Source organism: Sphingorhabdus wooponensis, from assembly GCF_003933235.1.
Taxonomy (GTDB): domain Bacteria; phylum Pseudomonadota; class Alphaproteobacteria; order Sphingomonadales; family Sphingomonadaceae; genus Sphingorhabdus_B; species Sphingorhabdus_B wooponensis.
This window is the reverse complement of record NZ_RWJI01000002.1, coordinates 35,887-51,476: the sequence shown is the minus strand read 5'-3', so window position 1 is coordinate 51,476 and position 15,590 is coordinate 35,887. Positions and strand designations below refer to the sequence as shown.

The 15,590-nt window shown below is 54.4% G+C and carries 15 protein-coding genes and 1 pseudogene; 11 read left to right on the top strand and 5 right to left on the bottom strand.

The window, feature by feature from the left end; translation table 11 throughout:
- Positions 1-48: 48 nt before the first annotated feature.
- The 3 genes from D7D48_RS08435 to D7D48_RS08425 all read right to left on the bottom strand — a co-directional run bounded on the left by D7D48_RS08435 (position 49) and on the right by D7D48_RS08425 (position 3,230).
- Positions 49-1,101, bottom strand: a complete 1,053-nt coding sequence (locus D7D48_RS08435; protein WP_125230991.1) for a substrate-binding domain-containing protein — start codon at positions 1,099-1,101, stop codon at positions 49-51.
- Between the two features lie 98 nt (positions 1,102-1,199).
- Positions 1,200-2,447, bottom strand: a complete 1,248-nt coding sequence (locus D7D48_RS08430; RefSeq protein WP_125230990.1) for an ATP-binding protein — start codon at positions 2,445-2,447, stop codon at positions 1,200-1,202.
- 108 nt (positions 2,448-2,555) lie between these two features.
- The gene (locus D7D48_RS08425) at positions 2,556-3,230 is read right to left on the bottom strand and encodes an HAD hydrolase-like protein (protein ID WP_125230989.1); all 675 of its coding nucleotides are present in this window, start codon (positions 3,228-3,230) and stop codon (positions 2,556-2,558) included.
- Between the two features lie 122 nt (positions 3,231-3,352).
- Between D7D48_RS08425 and glmU the strand changes: the two genes are divergently transcribed.
- The 8 genes from glmU (at position 3,353) to D7D48_RS08385 (ending at position 11,202) form a co-directional block, all read left to right on the top strand.
- A complete protein-coding gene (gene glmU, locus D7D48_RS08420) occupies positions 3,353-4,705 on the top strand; it encodes a bifunctional UDP-N-acetylglucosamine diphosphorylase/glucosamine-1-phosphate N-acetyltransferase GlmU (protein WP_125231275.1) in 1,353 nt (450 codons plus the stop codon).
- Between the two features lie 45 nt (positions 4,706-4,750).
- A complete protein-coding gene (locus D7D48_RS08415) occupies positions 4,751-5,113 on the top strand; it encodes a ribbon-helix-helix protein, CopG family (protein WP_125230988.1) in 363 nt (120 codons plus the stop codon).
- A complete protein-coding gene (locus D7D48_RS08410; RefSeq protein ID WP_125230987.1) occupies positions 5,110-5,493 on the top strand; it encodes a PIN domain-containing protein in 384 nt (127 codons plus the stop codon). Before D7D48_RS08415 ends, D7D48_RS08410 begins: the two co-directional genes overlap by 4 nt.
- A gap of 3 nt (positions 5,494-5,496) precedes the next feature.
- Positions 5,497-7,320, top strand: a complete 1,824-nt coding sequence (glmS, locus tag D7D48_RS08405) for a glutamine--fructose-6-phosphate transaminase (isomerizing) (protein ID WP_125230986.1) — start codon at positions 5,497-5,499, stop codon at positions 7,318-7,320.
- A 318-nt stretch (positions 7,321-7,638) separates the two neighbouring features.
- Positions 7,639-8,826 (top strand): aspartate aminotransferase family protein, encoded by a 1,188-nt coding sequence (locus tag D7D48_RS08400; RefSeq protein WP_125230985.1) that lies wholly within the window; start codon positions 7,639-7,641, stop codon positions 8,824-8,826.
- On the top strand, positions 8,823-9,749 hold the full coding sequence (gene argF / locus D7D48_RS08395; protein WP_125230984.1) for an ornithine carbamoyltransferase: 927 nt from the start codon (positions 8,823-8,825) through the stop codon (positions 9,747-9,749). Before D7D48_RS08400 ends, argF begins: the two co-directional genes overlap by 4 nt.
- Positions 9,749-10,669, top strand: coding sequence for an Hsp33 family molecular chaperone HslO (hslO, locus tag D7D48_RS08390; protein ID WP_125230983.1), 921 nt, complete (start codon positions 9,749-9,751; stop codon positions 10,667-10,669). Before argF ends, hslO begins: the two co-directional genes overlap by 1 nt.
- Before the next feature lie 140 nt (positions 10,670-10,809).
- Positions 10,810-11,202, top strand: a complete 393-nt coding sequence (locus D7D48_RS08385) for a DUF3617 domain-containing protein (RefSeq protein WP_125230982.1) — start codon at positions 10,810-10,812, stop codon at positions 11,200-11,202.
- 23 nt (positions 11,203-11,225) lie between these two features.
- Here the strand turns inward: D7D48_RS08385 and D7D48_RS08380 are convergent.
- A pseudogene (locus D7D48_RS08380) lies at positions 11,226-11,351 on the bottom strand (acyl-CoA dehydrogenase); the annotation flags it as partial.
- Positions 11,352-11,737: 386 nt separating this feature from the next.
- On the opposite strand from D7D48_RS08380, the gene D7D48_RS08375 reads away from it, so the two are divergent.
- Both D7D48_RS08375 and D7D48_RS10590 read left to right on the top strand, forming a co-directional pair.
- Positions 11,738-12,325, top strand: a complete 588-nt coding sequence (locus D7D48_RS08375) for a phosphoribosyl-AMP cyclohydrolase (RefSeq protein WP_125230981.1) — start codon at positions 11,738-11,740, stop codon at positions 12,323-12,325.
- A gap of 198 nt (positions 12,326-12,523) precedes the next feature.
- Positions 12,524-12,796 carry an OmpW family outer membrane protein gene (locus D7D48_RS10590; RefSeq protein WP_245964440.1) on the top strand — a complete coding sequence of 91 codons (273 nt, stop codon included), beginning with the start codon at positions 12,524-12,526 and terminating at the stop codon, positions 12,794-12,796.
- Here the strand turns inward: D7D48_RS10590 and D7D48_RS08365 are convergent.
- A complete protein-coding gene (locus D7D48_RS08365; protein WP_125230980.1) occupies positions 12,761-13,945 on the bottom strand; it encodes an acyl-CoA dehydrogenase in 1,185 nt (394 codons plus the stop codon). The genes D7D48_RS10590 and D7D48_RS08365 overlap by 36 nt on opposite strands.
- A gap of 145 nt (positions 13,946-14,090) precedes the next feature.
- Here D7D48_RS08365 and amaB point away from each other — a divergent pair, with 145 nt between their 5' ends.
- Positions 14,091-15,584: an L-piperidine-6-carboxylate dehydrogenase gene (amaB, locus tag D7D48_RS08360; RefSeq protein ID WP_125230979.1), complete on the top strand. Its 1,494-nt coding sequence runs from the start codon at positions 14,091-14,093 to the stop codon at positions 15,582-15,584.
- Positions 15,585-15,590 lie beyond the last annotated feature (6 nt).

Genomic DNA, 15,590 nt, shown 5'->3' with positions numbered 1-15,590 from the left:
TCAAACAAGATTCGATCCAGGCCCATAGACGCGATGATTGTTTCAGTTTTATTTCAAATCAGCGCCTGTCATCACGGTCAGAGCGTTAGCCGTATCGCTAGCCGCCTTATAATCGGCTTCGCTAGACGCAATCATACCCAGTTTCGTGAGATATCCGCCGACGATACCGCCCTTCAGGAATTCGAGAACAAAGTCTTTAATGCCTGGAATTTTATCGACATGCGCTTTCTTCACATAGATAAACATCTTGCGGGCGCCAGGGTAGCTGCCATCTGAAATTGTCGCAATGGTTGGCGCTACGCCATTCATGGTAATGCCATGCACCTTCGATGCATTTTCTTCCATATAGCTATAACCAAAGATGCCGACCATGTTCGGGTTGGAGCTGAGCTTCTGTACGATCAGATTGTCGTTTTCGCCCTGTTCCTTGAACGCGCCATCTGTGCGCACTTCGGTACAGATTGCTTTATATTTGTCTTCGTCGCTATCTTTCAACGCCTTTGTGGCGGCATCGGTCTTACAACCCGCTTCCATGATTAGTTCATGGAAGGAATCGCGCGTGCCAGACGTCGTTGGCGGGCCATAGACCGAGATAGGCAATTTCGGCAAAGCAGGGTTAACGTCAGACCAAAGCTTGGCAGTCTGTGGCTTGCCAAACGGATTGGCAGCAAGCGCCTTATAAACATCTTCGGTCGACAGAGCGAACTTCACACCCTTGTTGGATTGTGCGAGCGCAAGACCATCAATGCCGACTTGAATTTCAATAATGTCTGTCACGCCATTTTTCTGGCAGTTTTCAAACTCGCTCTTTTTCATACGACGCGATGCATTGGCGATGTCTGGCGTATCCGCACCAACGCCTTTGCAGAATTGTTCAATGCCGCCGCCAGTGCCTGTCGATTCAAGTACGGGCGATTTGCGCGATGCGTCTGCCTTTGCAAAAGCCTCTGATGCGGCCTTGGCAAATGGGAATACGGTCGAAGAACCCACAATCCGGATTTCCTGACGCGAACCACCCGCGGCGCCGCCAGTGCTGGCTTGGTCATTACATGCTGAAAGTGCGAGTGCACTTACAGCGATGAGCGAAATTTTTTTCAACATTTTTGCTGTCCCCATATTGGATTTGGCGCAGTTCGAACCGCACTCAAAACCCTCCTAGACGATCGAGATGGCTGATAGATGACTCTTGTGTTACAATATTATGACGGTCCGGTGGGTGCAGAGGGTAACAATATCCCAACGGTTGTGCCCGTGCCTACGGTGCTGCGGATTTCCAAATGGCCCCGATGCCTGTCAATGATATGCTTTACTAAGCTTAGGCCCAACCCGGTTCCGCCAACCAAGCGGCTTCGCCCTGAATCTACGCGATAAAAACGTTCGGTTAGGCGCGGCAAATGTTCAGGGGCAATGCCGTCGCCCACATCCGTTACGGAGAAATTGATCATCGCCCCGGAACGCGAGCGCCCCAGCACAACCGTTACGGGCGTTCCAGCGCGGCCATATTTTAACGCATTGTTCAAAATGTTGCTTGCCACTTGGCGCAATTGTCCGGCGTCGCCTATGACAGGTGGCAGATCTGCCGTCACATCAATCATGATATCCGCGCCACGGTCCTTTTGGCTATTTCGAAGCTGATCAACGGTTTCCATGACGATATCGGAAAAATCGACGGGCGTTTGCGGAGGATCATATTTTTCAGCCTCAATCCGGCTGAGCGACATTAAGTCACGGACAAGCGCTTGCATCCGGTCGGTTTCGGTGGCCATAATGCCTAGAAACCGGCTACGCGTGACTTTGTCGTCGCCCGCCGCTGGATCGTCCAGCGTTTCAATAAAGCCCTTGATCGCGGCCAGTGGCGTCAATAATTCGTGGCTGGCATTCGCGACAAAATCGACACGCATTTTTTCGGCGGCCTGCGTTCCGCTGCGATCGGCCAGATGCACGATTTTTTGCGATGGGCCCATGGTCTGAATCCGCATGTCCCATAATTGGTTTTTGTGGCCAATGCCGGTCAGCCGAATCGGGTGTCCGCTGTGCTGTGCATCTGGGTCGGACAGCCGCTCAATCGCGCCAGCGTGGCGGAACGCCATGCGCACATTTTGGCCAACAATATTTGTACCAAGCAAACGCAGCGCAACTTGGTTGGCAGTGGTTACGCGCGCATTTTCTACCATCAATATGGCGTCAGCTGACGAATCGATAAATGCCTGCAACTGTGGATGTGAGCTAATCGCTTGGACTTCTGTATCCGGTGCTGTCTGTTTTACGGCCTCCTGAGGTGCATCTTCGCGGTCATGCGGATCCGCGGCAATGAACAACGCAACCAACATGGAAACGAAAATGACAAGAACACGCTCCGCCGAACCCGCCATTTGGCCAGCGAATATGGCCCCTACCAATGCCAAGGCAAATGCAGCAATTATGCGGGGAGACAACCAACTGTTCAATTCATAACCTGCAAAATTTTCGGGTAAGTCGCCACCATATAGATGCAGCGATATGGCGCAAGCAACGCTGATGGAAAAATCTAGACGGCCTTGCGTCCTCTGCGTGACCTAATTCGATTCCATGCCTCTGAGGCACTCTAGAAGTTCGTCAAAATGGTTGATGATGGCGTCTGCGCCCATATCCTCGACCGGCCCGTGCAGAAATCCGAAGCTGACGGCCACGCTGGGGATGTTGGCATTCTTGGCCGCCATCACATCGTAAATGGAATCGCCAATATATGCGGCCCGTCCGCCACCGCAGCGTTGGATCATTTCAAAGATTGGAGCGCCCGAGGGTTTGGCATTTTCCTTGCCTAAAGTATCTGCGCCCAAGATGCATCCCATGCGGTGCGCCAAATTCAGGTCAGTCAGTAATTTGACGGCGAGGCTCTCAAATTTATTGGTCACAACGGCATAACGCACCCCCATATCGTCCAGCGCATCGAGTACTGCCAAAGCGCCATCAAAGGGTCGGCTATGCACAGAGACATGGGCTTCATAATAAGTCAGCATCTGGCGATAGAGCGGTTTGAAATCATTGTTGGGAATGCCGCCAGTTGCTTCCAAACCCTGTTGCAGCATCAACTTTGCGCCGCCGCCGATATATTGCTTCACCGTTTCCGGCGAGAGCCGGGGCCTGCCCACGCTGTCCAACACATGGTTGACCGCCGCTGCCAGATCGCCGCTGGTGTCCAATAATGTGCCGTCCAGGTCAAATCCAACGATATCGAAAGGAAATTTCACGCTAAGCTCCCCATTATTCTGTCGGCGTCTCGACTGCTTTCGATCCACACCGATTATAATATGTGACTGCAATTGAAGTGTTGTTCTGGAAACCGCAACAATTTGCTGGCATGAAGATGCCTATGACTGATTTAGCCGCCATCATTCTCGCCGCGGGCAAGGGCACGCGCATGAAATCCGACCTGCACAAGGTGCTGCATCCCATTGCCGCGCGCCCAATGCTGATGCATTTAATGGCGTCGGTCGACGCCTTAAACCCAACCAAAAAAATTGTGGTGGTCGGCAGCGGCAAGGAACAATTAGAGGCCGCTCTAGCGGATACGGCAGAACTAGCACTGCAAGAACCCCAATTCGGCACGGGCCATGCCGTTCAGCAAGCCCAAGGCGCTCTGGGCAGCTTTGATGGTGATGTCCTTATCCTGTATGGCGATGTGCCCTTTGTGCCTACCGCCACGATGCAGACTATGGTGGAAAGGCTAAACGCGCCGGATGCGCCTGCGGTAGTCGTGCTGGCGTTTGAGCCGGAAGATCCAACTGGTTATGGCCGCGTGATCGTCGAGGATGGTCGCATCTTTAAAATGGTCGAGCAGAAGGATGCGACTGAGGCGGAGAAAGCGGTAAAGCTCTCAAATTCCGGCCTGATGGCCGTCAAGGCGCGTGACCTTTTCCCGCTTTTGAACCGTGTCACCGACGACAATGCGCAGAAGGAATATTATCTCACCGATATCGTCAACATCGCTAACGAAGATGGCCGGATTTGCGTGGCCGTCACGACCGAACCCTACACCGTTGCGGGCATCAACAGCCGTGCGCAATTGGCCGAGATGGAGCAAGCCTGGCAGCAACGCCGCCGGATGCAAGCGATGAATGATGGTGCCACTTTGATTGCGCCCGAAACCGTCTGGTTCGCGTGGGATACGCAGCTTGGCCGCGACGTTCTGATCGAACCCAATGTCTTTTTCGGCCCCGGTGTCCGCATCGCCGATAATGTCAAAATTCGTGCAAACAGCCATATTGAAGGCGCTGACATCAGCAGCGGTTGCGAAATCGGGCCCTTTGCGCGGCTTCGGCCGGGAACGGTGCTGGAGGAAAAGGCGAAAATTGGAAATTTCGTCGAAACCAAAAAAGCCCATTTGGGCAAGGGCGCAAAGGCCAACCATCTGACCTATTTGGGTGATGCAACGATTGGCGCGGGCGCGAATATCGGCGCTGGTACCATCACCTGCAATTATGACGGCTATTTCAAATATCAGACCGTCATCGGCGAAGGCGCCTTCATCGGCAGCAACAGCGCCCTTATCGCGCCTGTCAAAATCGGCCGCGATGCGATTGTGGCGGCGGGCAGCGCGGTATCCCGCGACGTCGCCGACGGCGAACTCCGCATGGTGCGCGCTGAACAATTGGTGAAACCCGGCTGGGCGGATCGCTTCCACGATGCGATGCGGAAGAAGAAAGCCGCCGATAAGAAAGTATAAGAGTAAAATTGACATGATATCATGATATGATATCAGTATATCATTATGACTCGTATACTCGCCGATTTGCCTGACGAAGACATCAAATGGCTCGACCAGATTGCTGCGGAGCAGGGCAAGTCGCGTGCGGCTGTTTTGCGGGAGGCGGTGGAGGCCTATCGCGCGGAAACACCTAAGGATTGGTTGGAAGCTGGTTTCGGTCTGTGGGCGCGGCATGGTGTTGAGATAGAACCGAAAGAATACGACCGGCAACGCCGCGCGGAATGGACGCGTCCTTGGGACGACGATTACGAGGAAGTGCGAGCTGAATCTCCCGACATGTTCGACGAATATGACGATAGGGAACGCGCGCATTATTTGGCGCTGACCAAGAAATCCCCCGCCAAGCCTAAAAAGAACCCTGAATGAGCGGTTATAGTCTTGATGCCAACATATTGATCGATGCGTTGTTGGGTTATGACCCAGCCCATCGAGAAATGTCGCGTATTACGGCAAGCGGATCACGCATGTGGATCAGCCGGATGGCGTGGATCGAGGCGCTTTCAAAGGGCAGTGACATGATAGTGCGAGACGCCCTTCAATTTCTCGGGCGTTTTGGGCTAGACGAGATTGATGATGAAATATCGCACCGGGCTGCAGCTTTGCGTCGAGAGCGGCCAAGGCTTAAGTCGCCCGATGCCATTATTTTAGCGACGGCGCAGATTCGTGGCCGCGTTTTAGTTACACGAAACACGAAGGATTTTCCGGCTGAGATGCCGGGTATTCGCATCCCCTACAAATTGGAATAAAATATGTGCGGAATTATAGGAATTGTTGGCAAATCGGCTGTCTCTGACCGGCTGGTCGAGGGGCTGAAGCGGATGGAATATCGCGGCTATGACAGCGCGGGTATCTGCACGGTATTTGACGACCAACTTGTCCGCCGCCGCGCTGAGGGCAAGCTGGCCAATCTCGTCAAAGTGCTCAAGACCGATGATGCGGCTGGTAACATCGGCATCGCGCACACTCGCTGGGCGACGCATGGCGCGCCGACCACGAGCAACGCGCACCCGCATGCAACGGGCGAGGTGGCTTTGGTCCACAATGGTATTATCGAAAATTTCAAACAGTTGCGCGACGAACTGACGGCGCGCGGTCGGACGTTTGAAAGCGAGACCGATACCGAGGTCGTGGCGCATCTGGTATCCGAACAGGTGGAGGCTGGCCATTCGCCTGCTGATGCGGTCAAAGCAGTTCTTCCCCGCCTACGCGGCGCGTTTGCGCTAGCGATTGCGTTTCGGCAATTTCCCGATTTCCTCATCGGCGCGCGGCTTGGTAGCCCGCTTGTCGTTGGCTATGGCGATGGCGAGACCTATCTGGGATCCGACGCGCTGGCGCTTGCCCCGCTGACGCAGAAGATTGCGTATCTTGAGGAAGGTGACTGGGTCATCATCACACGCGATGGTGCGCAGATTTTCGATAAGGACAATGTCCCTGTAACCCGCGAAATCACGACTTCGGGTGTATCTGCGGCGCAAATCGAAAAGGGCAATTATCGCCATTATATGCAGAAAGAGATTTTTGAGCAGCCGACAGTGGTCGCGCAAACGCTCTCCAGCTACATTCGCCCTTTGGAGCAAACCGTGGCTCTGCCGCAGATGGATTTCGACCTGGCGAGCGTCAAGCGGATCACTATCGTTGCCTGTGGCACGTCTTTTTACGCCGGCATGGTCGCGAAATATTGGTTCGAAACCTTCGCCCGAGTACCCGTCGACATCGATGTCGCGTCGGAGTTTCGGTATAGCGACCCTGTGTTGGAGGAAGGTGGTCTTGCGCTGTTTATATCCCAATCCGGCGAGACCGCAGACACGCTCGCGGCGTTGCGCCATTGCAAGGAAAATGGTCAGACAATCGCCGTTGTCGTCAACGTGCCGACTTCCAGCATGGCACGCGAGGCGGATCTTTTACTGCCCACCCATGCCGGCCCCGAAATCGGCGTTGCTTCAACCAAAGCATTTACGTGCCAGCTTGCGGTATTGGCTGCGCTCGCCGCGCATCTGGCGCTGGTAAAGGGTAAGCTGAGCGCGGAGGAAGAGCGCGAAATCGTGCGCCATTTGATCGAAGCACCCGCGGCTCTAAATGCGGCTTTGGCTCATGATGATGAAATCGCCGCGATGGCGCACCTCATCGCGCCAGCGCGTGACGTGCTCTACCTTGGCCGTGGTCCGGATTATCCGCTGGCGATGGAAGGCGCGCTCAAGCTGAAGGAAATCAGCTATATCCACGCCGAGGGCTATGCCTCAGGCGAGATGAAGCATGGGCCAATCGCGTTAATCGACGAAGCCGTGCCCGTCATCGTCCTCGCGCCCAGCGGGCCTTTGTTTGAAAAAACCGTCAGCAACATGCAAGAGGTCCGCGCGCGCGGCGGCAAGGTCGTGCTGATATCGGACGCTGAGGGTATAGCTGAAGCAGGTGACGGTTGCCTGGCCACCATCGAAATGCCGACCGTCCACCCGCTGATCGCCCCATTGGTCTATGCCGTGCCGGTGCAATTGCTTGCTTATCATGTCGCCGTCGCCAAGGGCACCGATGTGGATCAGCCTCGCAATTTGGCAAAGTCCGTTACCGTAGAGTGAGTTTGCGCAAAAAGCGCGCCGCAGACTTTTGCTGCCTATCAGGGTTGTTCCGCGTCCCAGCGGCGTTATGGATAAGAAGATGAGCACGCCCGCCAAAATAATCACCATATGCATCCTGCTTTGGGTGGGCATACATTTGCTGCTCTTTGGCTATATGAAACGCCGGATCGCGGCTGCCAAGCGTGACAGGGACGCAGAGGCATAGCTTGATTTGCCATTTTCGCATGCCTATAGCGGGAAGTCAGAAACAAGCGGTCCCAACGGGCCGCTTTTTGGCTTTTGGAATATGCCAAACATTTGGTCGAAAGGAAGAAAACCATGCCGATTACACCTTTGATGCCAGTCTATCCGCGCTGCGGTTTTCGACCGGTGCGCGGTGAAGGCGCTTGGTTGATTTCTGAAGATGGCAGCCGCGCGCTGGATTTCGCTGCGGGTATTGCGGTGAATTTGCTTGGCCATGGCCATCCGCATCTGACAAAAGCCATTCAGGATCAGGCGGCAACGCTTATCCATGTGTCGAACCTCTATGGCAGCCCGCAAGGCGAGGCCTTTGCCCAAAGGCTGGTGGATACGACCTTTGCCGACACGGTGTTCTTCACCAATTCGGGTGCAGAGGCCGTTGAGTGTGCCATCAAAACTGCGCGTGCATATCATCAGAGCCAAGGCAGCGACCGATTTGAAATTATCACTTTCAAGAACGCCTTTCATGGCCGGACGATGGCCACGATTTCGGCAAGCAATCAGGAAAAGATGCACAAAGGCTTCATGCCATTGCTGGAAGGCTTCAAATATGTCGATTTCGACGATTTGGAAGGCGCAAAGGCGGCTATTGGACCAAAAACCGCCGCGTTTCTGGTTGAACCCATTCAGGGCGAGGGCGGCGTTCGGCCCGCTTCAGATGCGTTCATTCAAGGTCTGCGCGCGCTGGCGGATGAACATGGTATCATGCTGATCCTCGACGAAGTGCAATGTGGCGTGGCGCGTTCAGGCACGCTGTACGCGTATGAACAATATGGCATCGTTCCGGATATCATGGCGACCGCCAAGGGTCTGGGCGGCGGATTTCCAGTCGGCGCCTGCCTTGCCACCGAAGCGGCTGCACGCGGAATGGTCGTGGGAACGCATGGATCGACTTATGGCGGCAACCCGTTCGCCATGGCGGCGTGTCAGGCGGTTTGGGATGTCGTCGCGAACGACGAATTCCTAGCGCAGGTGCGCTCGACCGGCGACAAGCTGCGTTCAATGCTGGAACAGTTTATCGGCAATTATCCGGATTTGTTTACCGGCGTGCGCGGTAAGGGCTTGATGCTCGGCGTGATGATGACCCATGAAACACGCCCATTCGTGGCGCATTTGCGCGACAATCATGGGCTGTTGCTGGTGGCTGCGGGTGACAATACCTTCCGTGTCTTACCGCCGTTGAACATCGGTGATGCCGAAATTCAGACATTCATGGAAAAGCTGTCGGCGGGTGCTGCCAGTTACCAGATACCAGAAGCGGCATGACGCGCCATTTTCTGAATTTGAGTGACGCCGGTAGCGACACAATCGCGGCGATGTTGCAAGACGCGATGCACAGGAAAAGCGCGCGGGCCGGCTGGCCTAAAGGCAAAGCGGATGCCGATGCTCCGTTAGCCGGTCATACGCTAGCGATGGTGTTCGAGAAAAATTCAACGCGCACGCGCACATCGTTTGAAATGGCGATGAAGCAACTGGGCGGTGACAGTATCTTCATGGCATCAGGGCAGATGCAGCTTGGCCGCGGCGAAACGATTGCCGACACGGCACGCGTATTATCCCGCTATGTCGATGCCATCATGATCCGCACGGATGATCATGACAAGGTTGAAGAACTGGCACATTACGCCAGCGTGCCTGTCATCAACGGCCTTACCGATCTGTCACACCCGTGCCAGATTGTTGCCGATCTGTTGACGGTTATGGAGCATGGAAAGGCGCTGCCGGGGCTTGAAATTGCATGGCTTGGCGATGGCAATAATGTGCTTAATTCGGTGGTGGAAGCCGCTGGGTTGTTCAAGTTTAACGTGCGTATTGCGGTTCCCGAAGGGTATGAAAGCGACAGTAATTTCATGGCGGCCGCCAAGGCCGCTGGCGCAAATATCACGCTTACCCGCGACGCCAATGCAGCGGTGGCTGGCGCTGATGTGATTGTGACCGACACATGGGTGTCGATGGGGCAGGAGCATGCCCATAACAAAATTGCGGCGATGATGCCCTATCAGGTCAATGAACGCCTCATGGCTTTGGCAAAGCCGGATGCGAAGTTCCTGCATTGCCTGCCGGCCCATCGCGGTGAGGAAGTAACCGATGCTGTGATTGACGGACCGCAATCTGTCATCTGGGATGAAGCGGAAAATAGGCTCCATGCGCAAAAATCCGTTCTTTTGTGGTGCCTTGGGAAATTATAATGACCGAGCAATCGGAAACATTGACCAATCAGCCATTACGCTTTTCGATACCGACGCGGGATGCGCGCGGACGTTTGGTGCGTCTGGATGAGGTGCTGAACGAGATTTTGGCTGCGCACGCTTATCCACCTGTGATTGAGCGAACTTTGGCTGAAGCCTTGGTGTTGACCGCTTTGTTAGGTGCATCCTTGAAGGAGGCGGGCAGCCAACTCACGCTGCAAACGCAGACGGAAAAAGGTGCAATCCGGCTATTGGTGTGCGACTATAAGGATGGCGCATTACGCGGCTATGCGCAGTTCGATACCGCAACGGCCGCTGCCCTGCCACAGGACCCGACGCTGCTTGGCATCTTCGGACAAGGCTATTTGGCAATCACCTTCGACCGGATGAAACCGGCGAGCGAAGGCGGCGGACGCTATCAAGGGATTGTCCCGCTTGAAGGCGAAACGCTTGCGGATGCGGCGCAAAATTATTTTGTACAATCCGAACAGATCCCGACCTTCATTCGTGTAGCCGTAGACCATGTCGATGGCCGCTGCGTGGCGGGCGGCTTATTGGTGCAACATTTGCCTGAAGGGGAAGAGGGGCGTGAGCGGTTGCATGTACGGCTCGACCATCCCGAATGGGCGCATATCGAAATCATGTCTTCGACTATCGCTGCTGCCGAGCTTGCCGATCCGGCGCTTCCGCTTGAGGAAATCGTCTGGCGATTGTTCCATGAAGAAAAAGAAGTGCGCATTGAGCAAGGCGATCTTTTGTCAAAGGGCTGCCGCTGTGACCCCGTGCATATCCGCGATGTCATTGCCAAATTTCCTGCCGTTGACCGCGTTGAAATGGCGGATGACGCTGGAGACATCGTTGTTGACTGCGAATTTTGCTCGCGCCGTTTTCCTATAAGTCTTGCCAGTTTTAACAACTGACCGGTACAATCATAGCGATGCTTCGTTCATCGCTCATGTCCCACATATGCGCGTGCAGACTGTAATAGATAATGTTATGTCGTTCCCGAAACAGGTCGCTTCGCAATATAAGGCTGGTCAGCGGATAGAAGCTTAGGAACATGATGTCCCGTCTTTACGCCTTGCCATATGTGCTTTTGCTGGCGACTGCGGGCGTCGCCAAACCCGTTGGCGACATGGCTATGCTGGATTCGCTTGACCGGGGCATGTGGCAATTACGCCCAATGGGCGGAAGCGTGCCGATGACCAGAATTTGTCTAGGTGAATTGGAAAACCTGACGCAAATTCAACATAACGGATTGGCGTGCGATCAATATGTCGTGCGCTCTAGCGCCAATTCGGTAACTATCAGTTACACCTGCAAAGGGCATGGTCAGGGGCTGACGACCATCCGTAAGGAATCGAGCCGGATTATTCATATCCAGTCTCAAGGCATCCGCAACAATGCGCCATTTTCGTTTTCAGCGGAAGGCCGTAAAATCGGCCCGTGCTAGGCCCTGACCCTAACGGTATATATTTAGAATGCGGCAATATCGGTAATGGCACGGCCCAATATCAGCGCATGGACATCGTGCGCGCCTTCATAGGTATTGACCGTTTTCAGGTTCAGCATGTGGCGCATGACCTGATATTCTTTTGAGACATAATCGCCGGCAAGTTTGTTCCGGTTTTCCGGTCAGTTTGGACTAAAATTTTTCGCACTTCTATGTTTTCCGGACTGCCGCCACAATGGACTAAAAAACAAAATAACTAATTGAGTTAATTTAACTTATCTAACCCCTTGAAAAATTTTTTCATGTCCCCAATTCGGATTTGCGGGCCGGGCCCCTCTGGCGTTGGTGCATAGCACCACGTGATGTCGGACCGCATCGGTGAAGTTCCGGTGTATTGGCCTGGTGTAATAGCTGCAACGCACAGATTTCTTCTCCGATGATATCGTTTAGTGGCACGATTCAGCCTTTCTTGGCGTTCGGATCGCTGCCGCAAAAATGCATTTACGCTTGATAAAAGCGCAAGAGGAGAATTTTTATGAAAAGTTTTACAATCCGCTGCGCCGCAGCAACAGCCTTGCTTCCGCTTGCGGCGTTCGTAAGTCCGGCAGTGGCTCATGATCACGGCTCTAAAGCTACTGCCATCTATGCACCAATCACAGAATCTGAAGTCAAGGCCGCGCAAAAGGCCTGGTGTGGCGCCCTCGTCGCTATTGCAACCGAATTTGATACCAAAGGCCAAAGTGCCGCGAAGACCTTGGCCGGTCAGGTTCTGGATAGTGCTTATGGATATGCGATGGGTCCAGTATTGTTTAAACCGACCCTTACAGTTGTACCCCAAACATTTCGTACCACCCGTGACGGCGCGCTTGCCTACTTCGTTGGCGGTGACCCTGCCTATTCAAAGGACACTGGCTTTGCCTTAAAGGGTTGGCGCCAGTGTGAACCTGAAAATGCGGGAATAGTAATCACCGGAAACTCGGCAATTTCGATGGGCAATGTGTCCATGTGGGATAGCAAGGGAGCCATGACCAAGGTTGACAAGACCTGGGGCTATGTCCGTGGCGCAGACGGTAACTTGAAGATCGTTCTCCACCACTCGTCCCTTCCCTATACGACGAAATAAAAAGCGGATGGTTTGGCTGATGTTGCCTGCGGGCGACATCAGCCAACTCCTTAATTCATCTCAAAATATTTTTATTTGCCAGCGTCTCGGCGAACCTTTTCTTACGCCGCAGTTTTCGATTGAAACAATTTGTTGCGTAACGCCGCACAAAGTGCAGGGGCAGGGCCAATTGCCGGTACAAAGCTCGTTAAAAATGCCGTGATTTTTCCGGCTACCGTTACTTTGAAATATAATCTTGAAACCGGCGCGGGCTTTAAACCCTATATTGGTGCAGGCCCGTCCTATTTCTTTATCTTTGGCGAAGATGTCGATACCGGTCCGCGTTGTCCGTGTGGCAATATTTGCCGCGCGGACAACGCAACGGGCGATAACCAAAGCTCGATAATCCATGGCGTTGTGCGCACTCGGAAAGATAACTGCTGCAATCTCTTTTCTTTAAAACGCCGCGATCCCTGTAATGGCGCGGCCTAATATGAGCGCATGGACATCATGCGCGCCTTCATAGGTGTTGACCGTTTCCAGGTTCACCATGTGGCGCATGACCTGATATTCTTCGCTAATGCCGTTGCCGCCATGCATGTCACGCGCAGCGCGGGCAATATCGAGCGCTTTGCCGACATTGTTGCGCTTAACGATAGAAATCATATCAGGCGCAAGCTGGCCTTCGTCCATCAAACGGCCAACGCGCAAGGATGCCTGAAGACCTAAAGCAATATCAGTCATCATATCGGCCAGCTTCTTTTGATATAGCTGGTTCGCGGCAAGCGGTTTACCAAATTGGTGGCGATCCAGACCATATTGTCGCGCGGCGTGCATGCAGAATTCTGCTGCACCCAATGCGCCCCAACTGATGCCGTACCGGGCGCGGTTGAGGCAGCCGAACGGGCCTTTTAATCCTTGCACATCGGGCAGCAACGCGTCTTCGCCGACTTCGACATTGTCCATCATGATCATGCCCGTGGTCGATGCGCGTAAGGACAGCTTGCCCTGAATTTTGGGCGCAGTGAGACCTTTCATGCCCTTTTCCAGCACAAAGCCGCGAATGCCGCCGCCATGCGCTTCGGATTTTGCCCAGATGACAAAGACATCGGCAAACGGCGCGTTGGAAATCCAGGTCTTCGAACCGTTGATGACATATCCGCCATCGACCTTCTTGGCGAAGGTGCGCATTCCGGCGGGATCTGACCCTGCGTCAGGTTCCGTCAGGCCAAAGCAACCGATCAGCGTGCCTGCCGCCAAACCCGGCAGATATTTGCGCCTTTGTTCTTCCGATCCATAAGCATGTATGGGATGCATCACGAGCGACGATTGTACTGACGCCATCGAACGATAGCCGGAATCGACGCGCTCAATCTCACGCGCGATCAATCCGTAAGCGACATAAGATGCACCCGCGCCGCCATATTCTTCCGGTATGGTCGCGCCAAGCAAGCCTGTCTGTCCCATCAACGGGAACAATTCAGGGGCATCGCATTCGGTCCGATAGGCGTCGATGACGCGCGGCTGTAATTCGCTTTGCGCAAAGGCGCGCGCGCTGTCGCGGATCATGCGCTCGTCTGCGGTCAGTTGGTCCTCTAGACGAAAAGGGTCAGACCAATCGAATGCTGCCAACTCGGCCATTATTATCTCCCTCGGGAAGGCCTGCTGAATAGCGGCCTGTATCTTATTTGCCTTTATAAGCGTGCGGGCAAGACAGCAACCCTTGCCATCAACTCTGCGCCTTGCCATGCATCATAAGAACGCAGAGCATAGATTGGGGATATGAATGACACGCGCAGCCGAAACAAAAAGGCTTCTCGAAACGCTGGGCTGCGTTGTTGATGGCGGTGATCTTGCTGTGCACAGCCCGATTGATGGCAGTCGCATCGGAGCAGTGGCGACCGCAACGATGGACGAGATTGATGATGTCCTTGCGCAATCGCGGGCCGCGTTTCTAAGCTGGCGCAACGTGCCTGCGCCGCGGCGTGGGGAGCTTGTTCGCTTGTTTGGCAATGCATTGCGTGCACAAAAAAATGAACTTGCCCGCTTGGTCACTCTCGATTGCGGAAAGCCTCTGTCGGAAGGGCTTGGCGAGGTGCAGGAGATGATCGACATTTGCGATTTTGCCGTGGGTCTCTCGCGGCAATTGCATGGACTGACCATCGCCAGCGAACGACCCGGCCACCGGATGATGGAACAATGGCATCCATTGGGACCGGTTCTTGTCATTTCCGCATTTAACTTTCCGGTCGCGGTATGGGCATGGAATGCTGCTTTGGCATTGGTGTGCGGCAATAGCGTCATTTGGAAGCCATCGGAAAAAACGCCGCTGACTGCGGCTGGGGTCCAAGCCATTTTTGAAAAGGCCGTTGCCAATTTTGGTAACGCACCGGCCCATTTGTCACAAGTCGTTCAGGGCGGGCCCGATATAGGGGCAGCGTTGGTTGCCGACCCCCGCGTCGCTTTGATCTCCGCCACAGGCAGCACTGAAATGGGCCGAAAGGTTGGGCAAGTGGCCGCGGCCCGCTTTGCCAAAACCATCCTTGAACTTGGCGGAAATAACGCCGCGATTATCAGCGACAAAGCTGACCTTGGGCTGGCGCTGCGCGGTGTGCTGTTCTCGGCCTTTGGCACAAGCGGGCAACGATGCACCAGCCTGCGCCGCCTTTTTGTGCATGACGCGATCTATGACAGTTTCGTTGGCGCGCTGAAGTCCGCGAGCGGTTCGATGGCGGTGGGTGACCCGCTGGACAGCAACAATCTTGCAGGGCCGCTGATTGACGAGCATGCCTTTGCTGGCATGCAAGCGGCACTGGATGAGGCCCGCGCACTTGGCGGGTACATTAGCGGTGGCGAACGCATCGCGATGCAGGGCGTCTATGTCCGCCCCGCGCTCGTCGAGATGATGGCGCATGATGGCCCTGCGTTAAGGGAAACATTCGCGCCTATTCTTTACATCTTCCGCTATCATGATTTGGCGCACGCCATTGCCCTACAAAACAGCGTCGGCGCAGGATTGTCATCCTCCTTATTTTCTACCGACATGCGGGAATGCGAACAATTTCTGTCAGCCGAAGGAAGCGATTGCGGCATTGCCAATGTTAACATTGGAACGTCAGGTGCAGAAATTGGCGGTGCTTTTGGCGGGGAAAAAGAAACCGGCGGCGGCCGGGAATCTGGTTCGGACGCTTGGAAAGCCTATATGCGCCGGACGACGAACACGATAAATTACTCCGACAATCTGCCCCTTGCGCAGGGGGTCACATTCGACATAGGCTGATCGCCC

Excerpts from the sequence above, each read along its gene's own strand:
- D7D48_RS08415 (WP_125230988.1), top strand. The coding sequence starts at position 4,751 with ATGACTCGTATACTCGCCGATTTGCCTGACGAAGACATCAAATGGCTC.
- D7D48_RS08400 (WP_125230985.1), top strand. The coding sequence starts at position 7,639 with ATGCCGATTACACCTTTGATGCCAGTCTATCCGCGCTGCGGTTTTCGA.
- D7D48_RS08365 (WP_125230980.1), bottom strand. The coding sequence starts at position 13,945 with ATGGCCGAGTTGGCAGCATTCGATTGGTCTGACCCTTTTCGTCTAGAG.
- D7D48_RS08385 (WP_125230982.1), top strand. The coding sequence starts at position 10,810 with ATGATGTCCCGTCTTTACGCCTTGCCATATGTGCTTTTGCTGGCGACT.
- glmS (WP_125230986.1), top strand. The coding sequence starts at position 5,497 with ATGTGCGGAATTATAGGAATTGTTGGCAAATCGGCTGTCTCTGACCGG.
- amaB (WP_125230979.1), top strand. The coding sequence starts at position 14,091 with ATGACACGCGCAGCCGAAACAAAAAGGCTTCTCGAAACGCTGGGCTGC.
- D7D48_RS08410 (WP_125230987.1), top strand. The coding sequence starts at position 5,110 with ATGAGCGGTTATAGTCTTGATGCCAACATATTGATCGATGCGTTGTTG.
- D7D48_RS08435 (WP_125230991.1), bottom strand. The coding sequence starts at position 1,101 with ATGTTGAAAAAAATTTCGCTCATCGCTGTAAGTGCACTCGCACTTTCA.
- hslO (WP_125230983.1), top strand. The coding sequence starts at position 9,749 with ATGACCGAGCAATCGGAAACATTGACCAATCAGCCATTACGCTTTTCG.
- glmU (WP_125231275.1), top strand. The coding sequence starts at position 3,353 with ATGACTGATTTAGCCGCCATCATTCTCGCCGCGGGCAAGGGCACGCGC.
- D7D48_RS08375 (WP_125230981.1), top strand. The coding sequence starts at position 11,738 with ATGAAAAGTTTTACAATCCGCTGCGCCGCAGCAACAGCCTTGCTTCCG.
- argF (WP_125230984.1), top strand. The coding sequence starts at position 8,823 with ATGACGCGCCATTTTCTGAATTTGAGTGACGCCGGTAGCGACACAATC.